Origin of the sequence: Fictibacillus enclensis, from assembly GCF_030123385.1 — a bacterium.
In the GTDB taxonomy this organism is placed as follows: domain Bacteria; phylum Bacillota; class Bacilli; order Bacillales; family Fictibacillaceae; genus Fictibacillus_C; species Fictibacillus_C enclensis.
In genome coordinates this window covers 4,888,650-4,907,641 of sequence record NZ_CP126109.1, presented here as the reverse complement: position 1 = coordinate 4,907,641, position 18,992 = coordinate 4,888,650, and the positions used below count along the sequence as shown (strand labels likewise).

Annotated in this window: 19 protein-coding genes and 1 riboswitch; of the genes, 17 read left to right on the top strand and 2 right to left on the bottom strand. The window is 45.3% G+C overall.

All coding sequences use genetic code 11. From position 1 onward, the window contains the following. The first annotated feature begins 1 nt into the window (after position 1). The 8 genes from fba (at position 2) to QNH15_RS25205 (ending at position 7,906) form a co-directional block, all read left to right on the top strand. Entirely contained in the window at positions 2–865 is an 864-nt protein-coding gene (fba, locus tag QNH15_RS25240; RefSeq protein WP_283891505.1) for a class II fructose-1,6-bisphosphate aldolase, read from the top strand. Positions 866–1,066: 201 nt separating this feature from the next. Next, a complete protein-coding gene (fsa, locus tag QNH15_RS25235; RefSeq protein WP_061973444.1) occupies positions 1,067–1,717 on the top strand; it encodes a fructose-6-phosphate aldolase in 651 nt (216 codons plus the stop codon). Positions 1,718–1,872: 155 nt separating this feature from the next. Then, the gene (gene murA / locus QNH15_RS25230; protein WP_283891503.1) at positions 1,873–3,165 is read left to right on the top strand and encodes a UDP-N-acetylglucosamine 1-carboxyvinyltransferase; all 1,293 of its coding nucleotides are present in this window, start codon (positions 1,873–1,875) and stop codon (positions 3,163–3,165) included. A gap of 478 nt (positions 3,166–3,643) precedes the next feature. Next, positions 3,644–4,612 carry a class II fructose-bisphosphatase gene (gene glpX, locus QNH15_RS25225; RefSeq protein ID WP_061973448.1) on the top strand — a complete coding sequence of 323 codons (969 nt, stop codon included), beginning with the start codon at positions 3,644–3,646 and terminating at the stop codon, positions 4,610–4,612. Positions 4,613–4,919: 307 nt separating this feature from the next. Continuing rightward, complete coding sequence (gene rho, locus QNH15_RS25220; RefSeq protein WP_283891502.1) at positions 4,920–6,209, top strand: transcription termination factor Rho; 1,290 nt, start codon at positions 4,920–4,922, stop codon at positions 6,207–6,209. Between the two features lie 112 nt (positions 6,210–6,321). Next, the gene (locus QNH15_RS25215) at positions 6,322–6,567 is read left to right on the top strand and encodes a type B 50S ribosomal protein L31 (RefSeq protein WP_061973452.1); all 246 of its coding nucleotides are present in this window, start codon (positions 6,322–6,324) and stop codon (positions 6,565–6,567) included. Between the two features lie 151 nt (positions 6,568–6,718). Next, entirely contained in the window at positions 6,719–7,336 is a 618-nt protein-coding gene (locus tag QNH15_RS25210) for a thymidine kinase (RefSeq protein WP_061973454.1), read from the top strand. Between the two features lie 114 nt (positions 7,337–7,450). After that, on the top strand, positions 7,451–7,906 hold the full coding sequence (locus QNH15_RS25205; RefSeq protein WP_283891500.1) for a hypothetical protein: 456 nt from the start codon (positions 7,451–7,453) through the stop codon (positions 7,904–7,906). Positions 7,907–7,995: 89 nt separating this feature from the next. On the opposite strand, the gene QNH15_RS25200 is transcribed toward QNH15_RS25205, so the two are convergent. Then, a complete protein-coding gene (locus QNH15_RS25200; RefSeq protein WP_283891498.1) occupies positions 7,996–9,330 on the bottom strand; it encodes an FAD-dependent oxidoreductase in 1,335 nt (444 codons plus the stop codon). A 174-nt stretch (positions 9,331–9,504) separates the two neighbouring features. On the opposite strand from QNH15_RS25200, the gene QNH15_RS25195 reads away from it, so the two are divergent. The 9 genes from QNH15_RS25195 to QNH15_RS25155 all read left to right on the top strand — a co-directional run bounded on the left by QNH15_RS25195 (position 9,505) and on the right by QNH15_RS25155 (position 17,468). Next, on the top strand, positions 9,505–9,834 hold the full coding sequence (locus tag QNH15_RS25195; protein ID WP_283891497.1) for a hypothetical protein: 330 nt from the start codon (positions 9,505–9,507) through the stop codon (positions 9,832–9,834). Positions 9,835–9,894: 60 nt separating this feature from the next. Further along, a complete protein-coding gene (locus tag QNH15_RS25190; protein ID WP_283891495.1) occupies positions 9,895–10,545 on the top strand; it encodes an MOSC domain-containing protein in 651 nt (216 codons plus the stop codon). Positions 10,546–10,658: 113 nt separating this feature from the next. Further along, a complete protein-coding gene (gene prfA, locus QNH15_RS25185; RefSeq protein WP_283891494.1) occupies positions 10,659–11,732 on the top strand; it encodes a peptide chain release factor 1 in 1,074 nt (357 codons plus the stop codon). Position 11,733: 1 nt separating this feature from the next. Then, positions 11,734–12,612 (top strand): peptide chain release factor N(5)-glutamine methyltransferase, encoded by an 879-nt coding sequence (gene prmC, locus QNH15_RS25180; RefSeq protein ID WP_283891493.1) that lies wholly within the window; start codon positions 11,734–11,736, stop codon positions 12,610–12,612. A gap of 42 nt (positions 12,613–12,654) precedes the next feature. After that, a riboswitch (SAM riboswitch) is annotated at positions 12,655–12,750 on the top strand. Between the two features lie 82 nt (positions 12,751–12,832). After that, on the top strand, positions 12,833–13,885 hold the full coding sequence (locus tag QNH15_RS25175) for an LLM class flavin-dependent oxidoreductase (protein WP_283891492.1): 1,053 nt from the start codon (positions 12,833–12,835) through the stop codon (positions 13,883–13,885). Between the two features lie 21 nt (positions 13,886–13,906). Continuing rightward, the gene (locus QNH15_RS25170; RefSeq protein WP_283891491.1) at positions 13,907–14,857 is read left to right on the top strand and encodes an ATP-grasp domain-containing protein; all 951 of its coding nucleotides are present in this window, start codon (positions 13,907–13,909) and stop codon (positions 14,855–14,857) included. 266 nt (positions 14,858–15,123) lie between these two features. Further along, on the top strand, positions 15,124–15,798 hold the full coding sequence (gene spoIIR / locus QNH15_RS25165) for a stage II sporulation protein R (protein ID WP_283891489.1): 675 nt from the start codon (positions 15,124–15,126) through the stop codon (positions 15,796–15,798). Positions 15,799–15,865: 67 nt separating this feature from the next. Beyond that, positions 15,866–16,309 carry a GNAT family N-acetyltransferase gene (locus tag QNH15_RS25160; RefSeq protein ID WP_283891487.1) on the top strand — a complete coding sequence of 148 codons (444 nt, stop codon included), beginning with the start codon at positions 15,866–15,868 and terminating at the stop codon, positions 16,307–16,309. 106 nt (positions 16,310–16,415) lie between these two features. Continuing rightward, a complete protein-coding gene (locus tag QNH15_RS25155) occupies positions 16,416–17,468 on the top strand; it encodes an L-threonylcarbamoyladenylate synthase (RefSeq protein WP_283891485.1) in 1,053 nt (350 codons plus the stop codon). Positions 17,469–17,594: 126 nt separating this feature from the next. Here QNH15_RS25155 and QNH15_RS25150 read toward each other — a convergent pair whose 3' ends face one another. Beyond that, on the bottom strand, positions 17,595–18,944 hold the full coding sequence (locus QNH15_RS25150; protein ID WP_283889030.1) for an IS1182 family transposase: 1,350 nt from the start codon (positions 18,942–18,944) through the stop codon (positions 17,595–17,597). Between the last annotated feature and the right edge of the window lie 48 nt (positions 18,945–18,992).

Here is an 18,992-nt window from a genome sequence, read left to right as displayed (position 1 = left end):
GATGCCTTTAGTTTCAATGAAGGAAATGCTCGAAAAAGGAAAAGCCGAAGGATATGCAGTCGGTCAATTCAACATCAACAACCTTGAATTTACCCAAGCGATCCTAAAAGCTGCTCAAGAAGAAAACTCTCCAGTTATTCTTGGGGTATCAGAAGGTGCTGCTCGTTACATGGGTGGTTTTAAGCTTGTTGTCAGCATGGTTAAAGCACTCATGGAAGAATATAAAATTACCGTTCCGGTTGCTATCCATCTTGACCATGGTTCCAGCTACCAAAAATGCGCAGAAGCAATCCATGCTGGATTTACTTCTGTCATGATCGACGGATCTCACTTCCCATTGGAAGAAAACATCGAATTAACTAAAAAAGTAGTTGAGCTTGCTCACTTCCACGGCGTATCTGTTGAAGCAGAACTTGGCCGCATCGGCGGACAGGAAGATGACCTTGTGGTGGATGATGCTGAAGCTGCTTATGCCATTCCTTCTGAATGTGATCAGCTTGTTCGTGAAACTGGTGTGGACTGCTTTGCTCCTGCACTTGGAAGTGTACATGGTCCTTACAAAGGGGAACCAAACCTTGGTTTCGACCGCATGAAAGAAGTTAACGAATTAACTGGTGTGCCTCTTGTGCTTCACGGCGGGACAGGCATCCCAACCCACGATATCCAAAAAGCGATTTCTTTGGGAACAGCAAAAATTAATGTAAACACTGAAAACCAAATTGCGTCTTTCAATGCAGTAAAAGAATTTGTTGCTGCTAACCCAGACAAATACGATCCTCGTAAATACCTTACTGCAGCCCGTGATGCGATCCAGGAAACAGTTAAAGGTAAAATGCGCGAGTTCGGTTCTTCAAACAAGGCGTAAGTAATATACAGAAGCAAAAAAGGTATTCGCTTTTTTTGCTGACTGCTATGAAACCGCCTATACATGATAGGCGGTTTCATTTACAATAAAAAGTGTTAAAAGCATTAAATTCGGGTATGAAAGTTGTTGTGTGGAAAAGACTAAAGAAGATTTTAGACTGACGTCTGCCCAACACTTAAATTTTTAGGAGTGAATTAAATCATGAAATTTTTTATTGATACAGCAAATATTGATGAAATCCGGGAAGCGCATGACCTTGGTATTTTATCCGGGGTTACAACCAACCCAACACTTGTAGCAAAAGAAGGCGTGGATTTCCACAGCCGAATCAAAGAAATTGCTGAGCTTGTTCCGGGTTCTGTAAGTGCGGAAGTCGTATCCTTAAATGCTGAGGAAATGGTTGCAGAAGGTAAAGAACTTGCTGCAATTGCTCCAAACGTTACTGTTAAAGTGCCGATGACGACTGAAGGTCTAAAAGCAGTAAAAGCTTTCAGCGACATGAACATCAAAACAAACGTTACATTGATCTTCAACGCAAACCAGGCATTGCTTGCAGCACGAGCTGGAGCAACTTATGTATCACCATTCCTTGGAAGACTCGATGATATTGGTCAGGATGGATTGAAACTGATTACTGAGATCTCAGAAATCTTTGCCATTCATGAACTTCCGACCCAGATCATCGCGGCATCTGTTCGTCATCCCATCCATGTAACTCAAGCGGCTCTTGGCGGTGCACATATCGCTACAATCCCGCTTAAAGTTATTAAGAGCCTCACTAACCACCCATTAACAGATCAGGGTATAGAGCGTTTCCTTAGCGATTGGGAAGCTGTTAAAAACCGCGGATAGATCTGAATAAGACCTATACAAGCACCACCTTTTGTGGTGCTTGTTTTTGGTTTTTTCCATTAAATGAGATTTAATTAGCATGATATTCCAGTTGTCCGAGAATACTACAACAAAAGACAACCGTCAGATATGCTTGATGCAGAAGGGAGCAGACCATGGAACAAAAGCTTATGATAGAAGGGGGTTATCCCCTGGAAGGAACCGTTCATATCAGCGGAGCCAAAAACAGTGCAGTCGCGTTAATCCCAGCTACCATTCTTGCAGAATCCCAAGTCATCATTGATCAGCTGCCTAACATATCAGATGTTCACTTACTTAGAGCATTGCTTGAAGAAATCGGGGGAGAAGCCGAACTCGATGAGAATAACACATTAACGGTCAATCCGGAAAAAATGATTGCCATGCCATTGCCCAATGGCAAGGTAAAGAAGCTGAGGGCTTCTTATTATTTGATGGGTGCGATGCTGGGCCGGTTTAAAAAAGCGGTTATTGGCTTGCCTGGAGGATGCAACCTGGGGCCAAGACCGATTGACCAGCATATTAAAGGTTTTGAAGCATTGGGCGCAAAAGTGACCAATGAACAAGGAGCCATCTACCTACGTGCAGATGAACTTATTGGAGCACGAATCTATTTAGATGTGGTGAGTGTTGGCGCAACGATTAATATTATGCTGGCGGCTGTAAGGGCCAAAGGACAGACGATTATTGAGAATGCGGCTAAGGAACCGGAAATTATCGATGTGGCCACTCTGCTTACAAGCATGGGAGCCAAAATAAAAGGTGCGGGTACAGATGTAATCCGGATCGATGGTGTCGATCACCTGCATGGCTGCCGCCATTCCATTATTCCGGACCGCATTGAGGCAGGCACTTACATGATCCTGGCTGCAGCAGTCGGCCAGCAGGTTGTTATAGACAATGTCATTCCTCTGCATTTGGAATCATTGATTGCCAAACTTCGCGAAATGGGTATACAGATTGAAACGAAGGACGATCAGGTTCTGATTCATAGCAGTAATGGGCCGTTGAAAAGTGTCGACATTAAAACGTTGGTCTATCCTGGTTTCCCTACGGATCTTCAACAGCCGTTCACTTCGCTCCTTACTAAGGCTGAAGGAACAAGCCTTGTAACGGATACGATTTATTCCGCACGATTTAAGCATATTGATGAATTGCGAAGAATGGGTGCGAATGTAAAAGTAGAGGGCAGGTCTGCCATTATTAATGGACAAGCCCGTCTTGAGGGAGCGAAGGTAAAAGCCAGCGACCTGAGAGCGGGAGCTGCCCTTGTGGTTGCAGGCCTCATGGCGGAAGGTATCACAGAGGTTTCCGGACTTGAACATATCGACCGCGGTTATGAGTCCCTTGTTGATAAGCTGGTTGGACTCGGTGCGAAAATTTGGCGCGAGAATCTTGATATCGAGGAACTTGAAGAAGTCGAAAAATAAGGGCGGATTTCGGTCGAAATTCCGTCCTGCACTGTTATTTGTCTCAGACCGCTCAATCTCTAACCGTTCACTTCAGCATTTCTTTGTTCAGCTTCAGTGAACAGAGACTCGGTCATTTCACTCTTTCACCCAACACAAAAAGCGTGTTGATGTTCAAGAGTTCCAATGCCGTTCGTCTCTAATCGTTCACTTCAGCATTTCTTTGTTCAGCTTCAATGGCCAAAAGCTCGATTGTTTCACTCTCTCACAAAATACAAAAAGCGTATATGTGTTCAAGAGTTCCAACACTTCTCGCTTTTGAACGGCCATCTCAGCATTTCACTGTCCAGCTTCAGTGAACAGAGACTCGGTCATTTCACTCTTTCACCCAACACAAAAAGCGTGTTGATGTTCAAGAGTTCTAATGCCATTCGTCTCTAATCGTTCACTTCAGCATTTCAAATTACTGTAAGCGTTTAACAAGGGGGATAATTTTACAATGGAACGTAGTTTATCAATGGAACTAGTACGTGTAACAGAAGCTGCTGCACTTGCTTCCGCCCGATGGATGGGCCGGGGTGTCAAGGATGAGGCAGATGATGCAGCAACAACAGCCATGCGGGATGTTTTTGATACAGTCCCTATGAAGGGAACGGTTGTTATTGGAGAGGGAGAAATGGATGAAGCTCCAATGCTGTATATCGGTGAAAAACTAGGTACGGGTTATGGACCGCGTGTGGATGTGGCCGTTGACCCGCTGGAAGGAACAAACATTGTGGCTTCCGGTACCTGGAATGCGCTGGCTGTTTTGGCTGTAGCAGACCATGGAAACCTGCTGCATGCACCGGATATGTATATGGATAAGATTGCAGTGGGTCCTGAAGCTGTGGGGATGATTGACATCAATGCCCCAACCATCGACAACTTGAGAGCGGTAGCGAAAGCCCGTAATAAGGATGTCGAGGATTTGGTGGCCATCGTTCTAAACCGTCCACGGCATGAAAAAGTCATTCAGGAAATCAGAGAAGCGGGAGCAAGGATCAAGCTGATTTCCGACGGCGATGTCGCCGCGGCCATTAATACCGCGTTTGAAGGAACAGGTGTTGATATTTTATTCGGTTCCGGAGGAGCACCTGAAGGAGTTATCGCTGCTGTCGCGCTTAAATGCCTTGGTGGAGAACTGCAAGGTAAATTGCTCCCTCAGGATGAAGCAGAGCTGGAGCGATGCCGAAAAATGGGGATTACTGATATTGATAAGGTACTCCGCATGGAAGATCTCGTAAAGGGCGATGATGCGATATTTGCTGCAACGGGTGTAACGGACGGGGAGCTTTTAAAAGGCGTCCAGTTTAAAGGAACCGTCGGAACAACACATTCCGTTGTTATGCGTGCAAAATCGGGTACCGTCCGCTTTATTGATGGCAGACACAGTCTCAAAAAGAAACCAGACCTTGTTATAAAACCATAAACATTGCAAAAAACGTCGGCGCTTTTGGAGCCTCTGCACACTAACTTCTATAAAGATGTGCAGAGGAAAGCGTCCGGCATTTTTGCTTTTTGCGGTGTTCTTCTTTATTGGACTTGATTAAAGTCAGTATTTGTGGTTAAAATATGAAGTATTGTATTTATTCATAGATTTTAATTATCCACTTTTTCGGTTATTACTTCAAAATGTATCCTTCCAACCCTTCATTTCTGTTGCCCTGTTCTTTCAATTAAACGATCAAAAACAGGAAATAAACGATTGAGAAAATAGAATAAAGTGTGGTGTCAAAATGGGTTTAATATTATCTGAATTAGAAACAAAAAAATTAAAAGAACTATATGAATTAGCACGACAATATAAAGTACCGTATTATGGAAAACTGACAAAAAGGGAATTGATGTTTTCCATTCTAAAAGCACAGGCTGAGCAGGATGGCTATTCATTTATGGAAGGGATTCTGGAAGTCATTCCTAACGAGGGATTTGGGTTTTTACGTCCGATCAACTACTCGCCAAGCTCTCAGGATATTTATATTTCTGCTTCCCAGATCCGCCGTTTTGATTTAAGAAACGGGGATAAAGTTTCCGGCAAAGTCCGTCCTCCGAAGGAAAATGAAAGATATTATGGCTTGCTTCAGGTTGAAGCGGTAAATGGTGAGGATCCTGATACAGCTAAGGAACGTGTGCATTTTCCTGCATTGACAGCGCTGTATCCGGAAAAGAAAATGGTGCTTGAAACCGGGCGCACCAATCTTTCAACCCGCATTATGGATATGATTGCCCCTGTTGGCTTCGGTCAGCGTGGATTGATTGTGGCTCCTCCTAAAGCAGGAAAAACAAGCTTGCTGAAAGAGGTTGCGCACAGTATCTCCACCAATCACCCGGATACAGAACTAATCGTTTTGCTTATTGATGAACGTCCGGAAGAAGTAACCGACATTGAACGTTCCGTTAAGGGAGATGTGGTGAGCTCCACATTTGATGAGGTGCCTGAAAACCACATCAAAGTCGCAGAGCTTGTACTTGATCGCGCTATGCGCCTGGTTGAACATAAAAAAGATGTGGTTATCCTTTTAGATAGTATTACCCGACTGGCTCGAGCCTACAACCTGGTTATTCCGCCGAGCGGGCGTACGCTGTCCGGAGGTATTGATCCGGCTGCCTTCCACCGTCCAAAACGCTTTTTTGGAGCGGCGCGTAACATCGAGGAAGGTGGCAGTCTGACCATTTTGGCGACAGCGCTGATTGAGACTGGCTCCCGTATGGATGATGTGATTTATGAGGAATTTAAAGGGACAGGCAACATGGAGCTGCATTTGGACAGGAAACTGGCCGAACGCCGTATTTTCCCTGCCATTGATATCCGCCGGTCAGGAACACGAAAAGAAGAAATGCTTATTCAGAAGGATCACCTTGAATCTTTGTGGGCGATCCGCAAGACGATGGATGATTCCTATGACTTCGTAGACACCTTTATGAAGCGTTTACGAAAGACCACCAATAATGAAGAATTTTTCGATATGTTTGAAGCTGAAAAATCAGGCTCGAACAAGCGCGTGAAGTCTTTGTCGAATTCCTGAAGAATATAAGGAAATTGCGGTTGCAAAACAACCAGCGCCCTGTTATACTACTGCTATGTGCTTATTTTAACTCTGGATTCACAGGATTCAGGGCAGAAGGAGTTGAGAACGAATGAAGCCAAATTTACATCCTGACTATAAAAAAGTTGTATTTATGGATGCAAGCAGCGGTTACAAGTTCTTGTCCGGCTCTACAATGTCTTCTAACGAAACCATTGAATGGGAAGATGGAAATACTTATCCTGTAATTAAAGTGGATGTTAGTTCCGATACACACCCATTCTACACTGGTCGTCAGAAGTTTACAGATGTTGGCGGACGTGTTGACCGTTTCAAAAAGAAATACAATCTTAAGTAATATGCTGCAAGTTGTAAGGGGCAAGAGAACTTCTTGCTCCTTTTTTTTGTAAATTTATGCGAAATTCCGCTGTTTTTCAGGCATTGCAGGTACGAACGAACGTACATAATATAGAATGTATTCATAAATGAACATGGGAAGGAGAACGAACATGTATGTAATGAAGCATAATGGCTGGGTTGAAGTCATTTGCGGGAGCATGTTTTCGGGGAAATCCGAAGAACTGATTCGCAGGGTCCGCCGGGCGAAATATGGAAAGCTTGAAGTGCAGGTGTTCAAGCCGGTGATTGACAACCGTTACAGTGAAGAGTCGGTGGTTTCCCATAACGGAACAGCTGTTATTGCCAAGCCTGTTGAAAAGTCTGTCGATATCCTGAAAAAGGTTTCTCCTGACACGGAAGTAGTAGCAATTGATGAAATTCAATTCTTTGATGAAGATGTGATTTCAGTTGTTCAGGAATTGGCAGACCATGGCATTCGGGTGATTGTTGCGGGTCTTGACCAGGATTTCAGAGGCGAACCGTTCGGTCCCATGCCCAAGCTAATGGCGCTTGCTGAAACGGTGACAAAGCTTCAGGCGATTTGCATGGTATGCGGATCTCCGGCAAGCCGCACGCAACGGCTCATTAATGGGAAGCCTGCTTCTTATGATGATCCCATTATTCTTGTGGGCGCTTCGGAATCGTACGAGCCGCGCTGCCGTCATTGTCATGAAGTGCCGGGAAAGCCTAATACTCTGCTCACCAGCCTTGTTGAGCAGTCTGAATAAAAAGGGATGGTTCTCTTGAGGGTGGTGATTGCACCTTCTGGAGAACCATCCTTTTTTTGTCTGTATGTTTTGCAGAATACTCACAAACCCTATTACCTAAGGGAGGTGTTTTCTGTGAAAAAGACGGGAATTTTTATCATTCTATCCGTACTGCTGAGTGCCTGTTCTCCCGTTTCCAAAGATCATTTTGAGCCCACGGCCAATGAATCGAATAAAAACATAAAAGACAACATTTGGGGCCATGGCATCGTCAACTATCATGCCACTAAAAATAATCCCCGATTCAATTACAGTTCGGAAACGAATAAAAACCCGAATGATTATCAAAAAATGAACACGGCCCGTTTTGATATTTCGGATGACCAGGATAAGATTCGCGAGGCTGTGATCAGTAAAACAGGCAGAAATCCACAAATGGTCACAATCAATGGGAACTACGCTCATATTCATGTGAATGTCCCTGCGAGCATGTCATCTCGAAAAAAGGCGAAAATGCGCCGGGATATTGTAACTGCTGTTGAACGGGCAGTGCCACGCTATAAATTTTCTGTTAAGATTGACAGCAGATAAAAAGGAACATTTAGTGATGGTTGATAATACAAAGCATTACCAATAGAAAAACGGCAAACACATAAGCGCTTGCCCAGCCTTTGCCGTTTTTATTTTTTTGCCCTTCTTGCTGCCTGCTGAATCGGATCCCACACCCCATTATAAGGCGGGGCATAACAAAGATCCAAGTCCTCCAGCTCATGCAGATCCATTCCGTGATAAATGGCAGTGGCCAATACATCGACCCTTTTATCCACCCCGTGTTTTCCGATAAACTGTCCGCCAAGTATTCTCTGGTTGTTTGCATCAAATACCAGTTTTACTTGCAGTGGCTCAACACCGGGAAAATACCCTGCAATATCTTTAGCGTGTGTGGTGACGGTATCGACTGGAAAACGCAGCTTTTCTGCTTCTTTTACAGAGATGCCGGTTTTGCCGAGCGACAGCTCCATGAATTTTATGATGGAAGAGCCAACAATTCCTTTGAACGTTTTCCGTTTTCCCGCCATGTTCAGTCCGGCGATCCGGCCCTGTTTGTTTGCGGTCGTGCCAAGCGGGATGTGGTCGTCGACTTCTTTAATGAGGTGGTAATGGCTTGCGCAGTCTCCCGCTGCATAGATATCTTTTACGTTGGTTTCCATATACCGATTGACGAGGATTGCTCCGCTTTCGTGAAGCCGGACCTCCGTATTCTGAATCATGGAAACGTTGGGTTTAACGCCTGCCGCCACGATCACCATGTCGGTCGGATAGTCGCGTTTGTCTGTTTTAACGAATTGAACGCGGTCATCTCCTTTTAAGCGCTGAACTTCTTCATTCAGGCAAACCTCAATGTTATGCTTTTTTGCTTCTTCCAGAATCAGTTCGGCCATGTCGGGATCAAATATCGAGCCAAGCTGATTTCCCCGTTGAATAATCCTGACTTTTTTGCCGAGAAATTTTAAATTCTCGGCCACTTCCAGGCCGATATAACCACCGCCGATAATGGTCACATCCTGAATAGAAGCGTCCATGTCTTTGATGATCCCTTCAACATCTGGAATGGTCTTTACAACATGAACCCCTGGCAGTTGTCTGCCTTCCCATGGCGGCAAAACAGGGCTGACTCCTGTTGCGATAAGAAGCTTGTCATAGGAGAAGGTAAACTCTTCTTTTGTTTTTGTATGTACGCCATAAATTTTCTTTTCTGTCGGGTCAACGCCAACCACTTCATGGAAGGTTCTCGCATCCATACCATACTTTTCTCTGAAGGTGGCTACATCACGGGCAACCAGTAATTCCGAAGAGGGAATCAGCCCGCTGATCACATAGGGAAGCCCGCATTGTCCGTAGGAATAAATGCCTCCCTTTTCAAATACTGTGATTCTCGCCTCCGGATCATTCCTGACAATCTGCATGGCCGCACTCATTCCGGCCGCATCTCCGCCAATGATACAATAGTTCATGGGCCATCCCCTTTCTGTTCTGCTATAGTATTCCCTATTGCTTTCTTTTAATCTTATTCATAAAGGATTTTCTCTATGAATCATGGGGTATCCTCTTTAATCAATTGCATTCGCTCCAGTACCATCAAGAACCTATCGTTCCTGTCGAACATTGATAGTAGAGAGGTGTAGAAAATGTTGGATATTCTATCAAACGGAACAGATTGGAACGAACCTTGTGTTCCAATCACCACACTTATTAAAAAGCTAAACGAAAAGCCTCTGGACCCGATCTATGAATCCATGGGGAATTTTATTGTAAAAGTGAATCCTGTCACGGATACGCAGCATGATATTCGGCATAAAGGCTGTACCCAGTTCTTTGGTCACTTTGCTACCATACCCTTTGTTTTTAATATCATAACAGATGAAAAAGTTGTGATTGAAGAGCTGACAAAGGCGATCCGCATCAATCAGCAGCGTCTCGATTATGAAGCGCTGAAAAATCATACATCCATGTATTAAAAAGATTTACCAGGCGCATCTCTATAGAGTACGATAAAAGAAAAAACGAGGTGTACATACTTGGAAGGGACACTGGTCGCATTAAATACCGGAAAAGCAGGCACGATTGAATGGCAGGGGAAAGGGGTAAGCTCAGCTATCAATAAAGAGAAGGTGCAGAAGCCGCTCTATCTGTCCAGACTGAATTTTGAAGGTGATGTTCAGGCGGATACGGTTCATCATGGCGGTCCGGAAAAAGCGGTTTGTGTTTACTCGCATGACCATTACTCGTATTGGGAAAAGGGACTGGGCATTTCTCTTTCAATCCCCACTTTTGGTGAAAACCTTACCGTCAAAGGTCTGACTGAAGATCAGGTGTTTATCGGAGATATCTTTAAGCTCGGAGAGGCAGCTGTCCAGGTTTGTCAGCCCCGTCAGCCGTGTTTTAAAGTTGCAGCGAAACTGAATCAGCCGTTCATGGTGAAGTGGATTCAGGACACCGGATATTCGGGTTATTACATGCGGGTGCTTGAAGAAGGCAGGGTCAACCCTGAGGATAGTCTGGTGCTTCAAGAAAAAAATGCGCGCGGCATTTCTGTCGAGTTTGTAAACAGAATCTTATATCAAGACAAAGAAAATAAAGAAGGAGTGAAACTTCTGTCAGAGCTCGATGAGCTTGCGGAAGGTGTCAGGTCCTCCATGAAGAAGCGATTGCAGTCATTCCCGGGATAAGTGGCACAGCCCGGGTTTTTTGTTTGCCATAAAACGGTGCCTGAAGCCTTTTGACTGCTTCATCCCCCTGTATTATAATTAGAATGTTATGCCATTAAAATGAGGTGAAAAGCGTGTTAGAACGTTTAGAAACGATAGAAGCCCGATACGATAAGCTAAATGAGCTTTTGAGTGACCCTGAGGTCATTAACGATACGAATAAATTAAGAGAATATTCCAAGGAACAATCTTCCCTTCAGGAGACGGTAGCAGTATACCGCGAATATAAGGAAGCAAAGGAAGGCTTGGATGAAGCCAAAGTCATGCTTGAAGACAAGCTGGATGCCGAAATGACGGCCATGGTGAAAGAAGAAATTTCCGAACTCGAAGAAAAAATTGAAGAATACACCCAGCAGCTAAAAATCTTGCTGCTTCCTAAAGACCCGAACGATGACAAAAACGTTATCGTTGAGGTTCGTGGGGCGGCCGGTGGAGACGAGGCTGCACTGTTTGCTGGGGATCTCTATAAAATGTACAGCCGTTATGCTGAAATGCAGGGCTGGAAAACAGAAGTAATCGAAGCAAGCTATACCGAGCTTGGCGGCTATAAAGAGATCATTTTCATGGTGAATGGAGATGGTGCCTATTCCAAGCTGAAATACGAAAATGGCGCACATCGTGTACAGCGTGTCCCTGCTACGGAATCCGGCGGGCGTATCCATACATCCACAGCCACGGTAGCGATTCTTCCGGAAGCAGAAGAAGTAGAAGTGGAGATTCATGAAAAAGATGTCCGCGTAGATACCTTTACTTCAAGCGGACCGGGGGGACAGTCTGTTAACACGACCCAGTCCGCCGTTCGTCTTACACATATTCCAACAGGAACCGTTGTGTCCTGTCAGGATGAAAAATCACAGATCAAGAATAAAGAAAAAGCGATGAAGGTTCTCCGTGCCCGTGTGTACGATAAAATTCAGCAGGAAAAACAAAAGGAATATGATGAAAACCGAAAGTCTGCCGTGGGAACGGGAGACCGTTCAGAGCGAATCCGCACCTACAATTTCCCGCAAAACCGTGTAACCGACCACCGAATCGGACTGACTCTTCAAAAATTGGACCAGATCTTGCTCGGCAAGCTGGATGAGTTTATTGATGCTCTCATTACAGAAGACCAGACCAGCTTGATGAAGGCTCAGACGGAAGCGTAAAATGGAAAATAGGAAACGGCATGAAGCCCTGAACTGGGCTTCATCTTTTTTAAAAGAAAAGAAACGCGAACCAGAAGCGGGAGAACTGCTGCTGCGCCATGTGCTCGGTGATCTCAGCCGGACCGAGCTGCTCATGGGATTGAATGATCCCATGACAGAGGCTCAGCGAGCATCATTTGAAGCAGCGGTAAAACAACATGGTGAAGGTGTGCCTGTCCAGTATATTACGGGCTATGAAGAGTTTTACGGACGCAGGTTCATCGTAAACCGGGAAGTCCTCATTCCAAGGCCCGAAACCGAAGAACTTGTATATGAAGTACTCAAGCGTGCAGAAACACGGTTTGGGGATCAAAAGGAGATTCAGACCATCGATGTTGGCACAGGCAGTGGGGCGATTGCGATCACTTTAGCATTGGAAAATCGGAGCCTCTCTGTGTCCTCGGTTGATATTGCCGCAGAATCGATTGAAGTGGCAAAAGAAAACAGCCGGCGTTTGGGCGCGGACGTCCGTTTCCTTCATGGGGACCTCCTGCAGCCGTGGATCGAAAAAGGCGAAAAGGCGGACATTGTTGTCTCCAATCCCCCTTACATTCCTGACTGGGAAATAGAGGGGCTTGAAACGATCGTTAAGGATCAGGAACCGATGAGGGCGCTCAGCGGCGGCCAGGACGGTTATGTTTTTTACAGAAGGTTTATGGAGGAATTGCCACAAGTGCTGAAGCCAAAAGCGATTGTTGCTTTTGAAGTCGGCCATGACCAGGGCCAGACGGTAGCGGAGATGCTGCGAATTACCTTCCCGGGAGCCGACGTGGTCACTGTGCGGGACATCAGCCAAAAGGAACGCATGGTTATTGCAGAAATTGGGTTTTCAAAATATTGACGCAAGTCCTACTTTTGTTGTAGGATTACTATAATAAAATAAATCTTATCCAGAGTGGTGGAGGGACTGGCCCTATGAAACCCGGCAACCCGTTTGAAGGTGCTAAATCCAGCAGGAACACATCCTGAAAGATAAGATTGAAGCGGCGGAAACTTCTTCTTATCTAAGAAGAAGTTTTTTTGTGTTTTTTTCGTTTTAATAAAGCAGAGGAGAGAAAGAGATGAGATTTGGATTTTGGCTACCCATATTCGGCGGCTGGCTTAGAAACGTGGAAGACGAAAATATGCCTCCGACCTTTGATTATGCAAAACAAGTGATTCAGTCGGCGGAAAAATGGGGATACGATACTACACTGATTGCGGAGCTTTATCTGAATGATATAAAAGGACCGGAACAGGACGCGTTAGAAGCATGGACAACGGCGGCCGGTCTGGCTGCAGTTACAGAAAAGATTGAAATCATGACCGCGGTTCGCCCCGGATTCCATAACCCGGCGGTTACTGCCAAAATGGCTGCCAACATTGATCAGATCAGCGGCGGAAGATTTACCTTGAATGTGGTTTCTGCCTGGTGGGAAGAAGAGGCGAAGCAGTATGGCGGCGTCTTTACCGCCCATGATGAGCGCTATGAACGAACACAGGAGTTCATCGATGTCCTAAAAGGCCTTTGGACTGAAGAAACCTTTAATTATAAAGGGAAGTACTATGAGCTTGCCAAAACAAAACTGTCGCCTAAACCGGTGCAACGGCCTAATCCTGTCCTCTATGCCGGCGGTGAGAGCGAACGTGGAAAACAGGTTATCTCTTCTTCCTGTGATGCCTATGTCATGCATGGGGGCACTGTTGAGGAGATCCATACCAAGATTACAGATATGAAAAACCGTAGAGCCCAGACGGAAAAAGAGGCCTTGTCTTCGTTTGGAATGGCCGCTTACGTCATCTGCAGGGATACCGAGGAAGAAGCACAGGCAGAGCTCGAGCGAATCACGGATGTGAAAGAAACGAGCGGCTATGCAGGCTTTAAGGATTTTACAAGCAAGTCTCAGCTTGAGCAGCAGATTCAGCTGCAGGATTATTCTGTTTCCAACCGGGGTCTGCGCCCGAACCTGATCGGAACGCCTGAGCAAATCGCGAAGCGGATTGTTGAATATGAAGAAGCCGGACTAAAGCTTTTGCTGCTTCAGTTCTCACCACAGCTGGAGGAAATGGAGCGATTTTCAAAGCAAGTCATGCCGTTAGTGGAAAAATACAACCAGGAAAAGGCGTTAAGCTAGAAGAGAAGAGGAGAGATGAAATTGAAAAAAGTATACATCATTCACGAAAACGATGAATGGACCAACCATTTAATTAAGCGGCTGGACGAGTTAGAAGTACCATACGAAACCTGGCATCTGGATCAGGGCACGGTTAACCTGTCCGAAACACCTCCTGAAGGCATTTTTTACAGCCGCATGAGCGCTTCCTCCCATACACGGGGACACCGTTACGCTCCTGAACTTGCTGCCAGTGTGATTGCCTGGCTCGAGCGCCATGGCAGAAAAGTGCTGAACGGCAGCCGTGCTCTGCAGCTGGAGGTCAGCAAAGTGGCACAGTATCTCGAATTGGAAGCGCATGGAGTGAAAACACCGAAAACCATTGCAGCTGCAGGCAAGGAACAAATTTTGCAGGCGGCGGAACAATTCAGCGGCCAGCCGTTCATTACGAAGCACAACCGTGCAGGAAAGGGACTCGGTGTACAGCTTTTTCATTCCTATCAGGGATTGAAGGATTATGTACTTGGCCCGGATTTCGAGGAGCCGGTTGATGGTATTACGCTTATTCAGCAATACATCGAGTCACCGGAGTCCTACATCACACGATGCGAGTTTGTTGGCGGAAAGTTTGTATATGCGGTACGGGTAGATACGTCTGAAGGATTTGAACTCTGTCCGGCAGATGCCTGCCAGATTGGGGACTTGTTCTGCCCGGTTGGAGAAGAAGCTCCAGCTAAACCAAAGTTTCAGATTCAGCAGGACTTCGCGGAAAGCATTATTGATAAATATGAACAGGTACTGGCAGATAACAACATCCAGGTGGCCGGTATTGAATTTATTAAAGACGCAGACGGTACGATTTATACGTATGACATCAATACGAATACCAACTATAATTCGGACGCTGAAGCGGCAGCAGGAAAATATGGAATGCTCGAGCTTGCCAAATTCTTAAAAAGTGAATTGAATCAAGTAAACCCGGTCCTTGTTTAAGGACAACATAAAGAGCCTCCCGCTAAGCGGGAGGCTCTTCGTTTTCATCATCTACATGAAAAAGGGGGTGATAGGGATGTCTTTACTATAGCAGACCCGGTCTTTAAGAAAGGAATTATGTGACCTTTTTGATATGTTTAAGAAATTTGTGACATCCACATCCCGTTATTTGTCACTTTTTTTCGGGATTTGTTTGATAGTTTAGTAGTATGTTTTCTCCCCGCCCGGTCCACACTGAGGATAGAAAACGAAAGGGGAGCTTGATCATGAAACGTTCGAAAAAATCGGTTATGACGTTATTATTCTTATCGCTGATTGCGATGGTTCTGTTTTTTGAAACCCAGACGAAGGTGGCAAACGCGACGATGAATGAATCGGTTAAAATTCCGAGTGATGCCATCCGTCTCCGCATTCTGGCCAACAGTGATGCAGAAAAGGATCAGGCATTAAAAAGAAAGATCAGGGACAAGGTGAATGAGCAGATTACCACATGGGTGGGCGGTCTCGATTCACATGACCAGGCAGAAAAAGTGATTAACAAGCATTTGCCAGAGGTAAGAAAAGTAGTGGAGACGTATTTGCGAGAAGCTGGCCTGGATATTCCTTATAAAGTACAATTCAATAAAGAAGTTGCTTTTCCAACCAAAATGTACGGCAACTATATTTACCCTGCGGGCAAATATGAAGCTCTTCTGATCACGCTTGGCAAAGGCAAGGGAGCCAATTGGTGGTGTGTGCTTTTCCCTCCACTGTGCTTCCTGGATTTTGAAAATGGGGATGCCGTTAAAACCGATCAAAAGGGAGTAAAGGAAGTCGCTTCAGGAGCAGAGCAAGACGCGCCGGCTGTTCAAGAACCAAAAGAAGAAAAAGTGGAAGTGAAATTTTTTCTGGGAGAAGTCTTTACCTCTGTGGCCAATAAGATTGGCAGTCTGTTCTCTTAAAAGCCCTGCATAACTTTCATGGTTGTTTCATAGACTTTTAACAAAATACTAGAGGAGAGTGAGCGCCATGACCATTCGTTTGAGAGCGGCGATGCCGCATGAAGCAAGAAGTCTCGGTGATCTGGTTAAGCAGGCAGGTTTGGGCACGGATGGAATGAGGGAAGGGATTGGAAACTACCTTGTGGTGGAGAATGATAAAGGCGAAACCATTGGGACCGTAGGACTGGAACGGGTGGAAAAGGATGGTTTGCTCCGATCGTTTGTTTTAAAGAAGGAATATTCCAATGAACAGATATTTTTGCGATTGATCCAGCGGATTTTGCTATACTGTAAGGAAAAAGGAGTAGAGACACTTTATTTGCTGACAAAGGCTGCTCATCTTTTTGAGCCTCTGTCATTTCGGCCAGTGCCGGCAGAAAAGGTTCCTGCTCATGTAGAAAATACCGCCCATTATAAAAAAACAGCCGAAAAGGATGTGGTCCTGCTGTATTGCAGCCTGCAGGAAAATTAATTATCCACAATTTATGCACAATAAATCGTCTTTTGTGTATAAATTGTGGATAATAGGCGTGAAAGGCTGTAAAAATGGAAAGCGGCGGTTTGAAAGGATAGTGGGAATGAAGGAGTTTACTACAAACATATGGTCTGTGGATAAAGAAAGCGATTCGCTTACAGGCCATCCACAAATTATACAAGCTTCCCTGTGGATAAAAAATAATGAGGTCATTGCTTTCCCCACGGAAACCGTATATGGACTGGGGGGAAATGCGGAGAGCGATGAAGCGATTGAAAAGATTTTTGCGGCGAAGGGAAGGCCGAGCGACAATCCTCTTATTGTTCATATCTCAAGTCTAGACCAACTGGAAGGTTTGGTGGCGGAAATTCCAAAGCGGGCGCAAATGCTGATGGAAGCCTTTTGGCCAGGACCGCTAACCCTTGTTTTGCCCAAAGGAGAAAAGGTAGCCCGACGTGTGACAGCAGGGCTGTCCACAGTGGGGGTAAGGATGCCGGATCATCCTGTCGCGTTGGAGCTGATCAGTGAAAGCGGGCTGCCGCTCGCAGCACCAAGCGCAAATATTTCGGGAAGGCCATCGCCAACAACCGCCCAGCATGTTTATGAAGATTTGAAGGGGCGAATTGTGGGTATTTTGGATGGCGGTCCAACCGGTGTGGGAGTGGAATCCACGGTGGTTGACTGTACATCCGAAAAACTGACCATTCTGCGGCCTGGCGGAGTGACCAGGGAACAGCTTGAAGAAGTGGCTGGTGAAACTGCCATGGATCCGGGTCTTGTTTCTCCGGATACGTCGGCGCCAAAGTCGCCGGGCATGAAATACACACACTATGCACCAAATGCCCCGCTTTACCTGGTGGATGGATCACCGGCATTTATTCAGAAGCTTGTGGATAAGGAAAAAGCAAAAGGAAGAAAAACAGGTGTATTGTCATGTAATGAGCACACACACCTTTACCAGGCGGATACGGTCATACCTTGTGGGTCCCATGACGCGCTTGAAAGTGTGGCTCATCATCTTTATGATGCATTGCGTGCATTTAACGAGAGCGAGGCCGAGATTATTTTCAGTGAGGTCTTTCCGAAAAAAGGCGTGGGTACTGCCATTATGAACCGTCTTGAGAAATCGGCCGGAGGAAAAATAATAACAGAATGAAAAAAACAGGGCGGCTGCCCTGCCAGCTTGTGGAGAAAGCTCTGTTTTTTCTCCACAAGCTTTTTTATTTGTTTAGAATTACTGCCCTGTTGTGTGATTTCTCTGAAGAAAAAGATCCTCACACACCTAGCCAAGCTTGGCTAGGTGTGTGGCGATCTTTTTCATATTCTGACAGGCTGCTGTGAGAAGCACCTGCTCACTCGCATTCTGTAATCCCCTCAACCTGCAATAGCGAAGCCCATGCAGCTCTTTCGAATCTGCGAAGCTTCGCTCCACCTTTTCTTTTCTAAATTTATAAAGCATCTTTCCAGAAGCCGACAGTCTGTTGTCGCGTACTTTTTCTTTATGTTCTTCCCAGACATGGCGCGTTACGACTTTTTGTTTGTTTTTTGAACGCGTGCACTCATTTAATAGTGGGCATTCTGCGCATAGCTTGGGATCCGATTTATACTCCTGATATCCTTCCCTTGTGGTTGTGCAGTAGACGAGTTCCTGGCCATTGGGACAAACATATACTTCCCGTTCTTTATCGTATGTAAATTTCCATTTCGGCATCAGCCCTTTTGTTGGGTGGTATCTGCGGTGGGCGATCACCCCGAAAATCGTCCGGTCATAAAGTCCCTTACAAATCGGAGTGGTGAGATAGCCTGAATCTAAAGCCACAGCTTCTACCCCTAATTGAAATCGTTCGATTTGGCGGTCTAAACGAGAAAGGTAAGGCACAGAATCATGCACGTTCCCAGGGGTGACATAGGCATCGGTGATAATATTGAATTTCATATCGGTCGTTCTATGATCTAAATAACAGAACATTTCTTGTTTATGGTCTCGCGACATAAAACCACAATCGGGATCAGTCGTACTTTTGCGAATTTGCTTCTTTTCTTTCACCTCCTCTTTCTCTTTTAAGGGCTTTTTTCCGTGCTTTTCTCTGTCCTCCTCGACCGCCTGATTTAATTCTTCAATGTATCCTCTTGTTTCTGCTTCCACTTCTTCTCTTGTGAATTTATGTTTATTGGCATTCGCTTTAAGGTGGGTAGAATCGGAAAATAAGACTCTTCCTCCCACCATTTTATGATTCATGGCTTGAAGGACGATCTCATCAAAGATCTCTTGAAAGACGTGGGTATCTTTGAAACGAGTCCGCCGGTTCCAACTGATCGTGGAATGATCTGGAACAGGGTCATTCAGTTTTAAGCCAAGAAACCAGCGATAAGCGATATTGGTTTTGACTTCTCGTTCAAGTTGTCGTTCTGAGCGAATGCCGTAGAAATAGCCGATGAACATCATCTTGAAAAGCAGAATAGGGTCCGAAGGACGTCCTGTAGATTCTGAATAATAAGGACGAACTTTCTCACCGATAAAAGAAAAATCGATATAGCGATCAATCTTCCTCAAGAGGTGGTCTTCAGGAACCAAATCTTCGATAAAAACAAACTCTGCTTCATTCTGAGTATCCTTTTTAGGCTTATACATACAAACACCGTCCGATCCTTATTTGTTAGTTATATTATAACAAATTAA